Annotated in this window: 2 protein-coding genes; both read left to right on the forward strand. The window is 38.5% G+C overall.

The features are described from left to right. The coding region (locus AC1DPQ_RS23975) for a response regulator (RefSeq protein ID WP_477611102.1) at positions 1–1,032 on the forward strand (1,032 nt) is incomplete at its 5' end. 201 nt (positions 1,033–1,233) lie between these two features. Further along, positions 1,234–2,499, forward strand: coding sequence for a BNR repeat-containing protein (locus tag AC1DPQ_RS23980; protein ID WP_477611103.1), 1,266 nt, complete (start codon positions 1,234–1,236; stop codon positions 2,497–2,499). The last annotated feature ends 193 nt before the right edge of the window (positions 2,500–2,692 follow it).

A 2,692-nucleotide genomic window follows, 5' to 3' on the forward strand; every position in this document is an offset into this window, starting at 1 on the left:
GGTCTTTACCTGGCCAAAAACTTTGTAGAATTACATAAAGGGAAAATTTCGTTCCGTTCCAATCAGGGAATGGGTACCATATTTTTGATCGATATTCCGGTTGGGGAGCCAAACTTGCAGCAAAGCGGTGTTTTCCAAAACGAATTAACCTATGTAAATGAGCTCATTGCGCAAGAGGAAGAAGCAGAAAATAACGATGCCGAGAATGTGGGCAACCTCGAATTGCTCATTTCRGATTTACATTCGATTTTGGTTATTGATGACAACCCCGAAATTATTGATTACATCAAGCATATTTTTCAGGATAATTTCAAAATTTACAAGGCCGAAAATGGTACAGATGGACTAAAACTCTGTAAAGAATATTTGCCTGATATCGTAATATCTGATGTAAACATGGATGGCCTTAACGGTATCGAACTCTGTAAGGCGATTAAAGAGGATTCTGCCTTGAGCCATATCCCGGTAATTCTGTTAACCGGCGACCCTAGTCCGGAGGTAAAACTTAAGGGAATCGAAGTTGGTGCCTACGATTTTATCAGTAAACCCTTCGATAAAGAGCTTTTTACAGCTAAAATTAATAGCATTATTAAAAACAGGACCAACCTTCAGTCTTATTTTTACAATGAAATAACCTTAAAGAGTGATGCCCATAAAGTATCTCAGGAGGATAAGGGCTTTCTTCAAAAGTGCATTACCATTATAGAAGAAAACCTGATGGAAGACAGTTTTAACGTAAAAACACTGGCATCTGATCTTGGAATGAGCCATTCTAATCTCTACAAAAGGATCAAGGCCACTTCAGGTCAGTCTATAAATGGTTTTATCCGTTTTATCAGACTCAGAAAGGCTGCCGAATTGTTGATCAATACCAATTTAAATATTAACGAAGCTGCCTTTAGAGTAGGTATAAATGATAGTAAATACTTTAGAGAACAGTTTCAAAAGCTGTTTAAATTAACACCGTCAGAATTTATAAAGAAACACCGGAAAAGTTTTCATAAATACTATAATATTAATGCCACAACATAAAAGTTACGCTATTTTGGCTTTTAAATACGTTTATCTTAAAACGCCCCCTGCAAAGTATGATTTAACCCCCTGTGTAAAGCTTAAAAATTTCGGTACTTCGGCTTCACCAAATGTAAGAAACCGAGCAGCCTAAAACGTATAATGTATCAATCCCTAAATAAAAGTATATTTTTAATCTGCACATTCATCGGTATCAACCTGATGAGTGTTGCACAAGAAACACAACTGAGTACCATTGCCAGTAACGGCTGGGCAAACAACTCGGTAAATACTGTTATTTTCCGTAAAAATTCGTTAATCAGCTTTAAAGATAGCCAGTATGCTGCTTATTATGATCAAGAACAAAATGTGGTACTGGCCAAACGCAAAATCGGCTCAACCCGTTGGGTATTAGTTACCACGCCCTATAAAGGTGATGCCACCGACGCTCATAAATCAATTAGCATTATGGTAGATGGTGATGGTTTCCTTCATATTGCCTGGGGCCAGCATAATAACAATCTAAATTATGCCAAATCAGTTTCAGCAGGTTCATTAACCTTAGGGAATAAAAAAGTTATGCTTTCTGTAAAGGAAAATAAAGTCAGTTATCCTGAGTTTTATAAGCTGGCAAACGGCGATCTCTTATTTTTTTACCGCGATGGTGGCTCTGGAAACGGAAACCTGATGATAAACCGTTATAGTCTGAAGACCAAAAAATGGACACGTATACAGGATGGGATGATCGATGGCGAAGGACAGCGAAATGCATATTGGCAGGTAGCTATAGATCAGGTTGGAACCATCCATTTGTCGTGGGTGTGGCGCGAAAGCCCTGATGTAGCCAGTAACCATGATTTATGTTATGCCAAATCAACCGATGGAGGTTTAACCTGGTTAAAATCTACCAATGAAAAATATAGTCTTCCCATTACTGCCACCAATGCAGAATATGCGCTTAAAATCCCGCAAAAAAGCGAGCTGATTAATCAGACATCGATGTTTGCCGATGCCAAAGGCAAGGTATTTATTGCAGGTTATTGGCGCGATACGAACGAAACCATACCACAATATCACCTGGTTTTTAAAACAGACGACCATTGGGAAGTAAGCAACCTTAACTTTAGAAAAACGGCTTTTAGTTTAAGTGGAGGAGGTACCAAACAGATTCCGATTTCGCGGCCACAGATTATCGTTTGGCCAAATGGAAAATATTATGCTGCGGGATTGTTGTTTAGGGATGCTGAACGAGGTAATAAGGTTTCAATTGCTTTGAATGGTGAGCTCGGATCAGGAAATTGGAAGGTTGAAGATCTTACTCAAAAAAGCCTTGGCGATTGGGAACCCAGTTATGATACCGAACTTTGGAAAAGCAAAGGGATTTTGAGCCTGTTTCTGCAGCATGTTACCCAGGTAGATGGAGAAGGAAAGGCTAACCAGCCACTCACAATAGTGCAGACCCTAGATTGGAAACCAGAAAATAAATAATGAATTAACCTTAAAATGAAACATTCCATTATAAAATATAACTTTTCTCTACTTGTTGTTTTGTTCTTGTTATCAATAAATCTGGTAGAGGCACAAAGCAAAAAAACAGCTAAGGTACCCAAAGAAAAAACAGCGTATTTATTTGCCTATTTTACCGGAAACGCTAAAGCAGAAGAAGCGATCCGTTTTGCGG

This window comes from Pedobacter sp. 01T416_2, assembly GCF_056398925.1.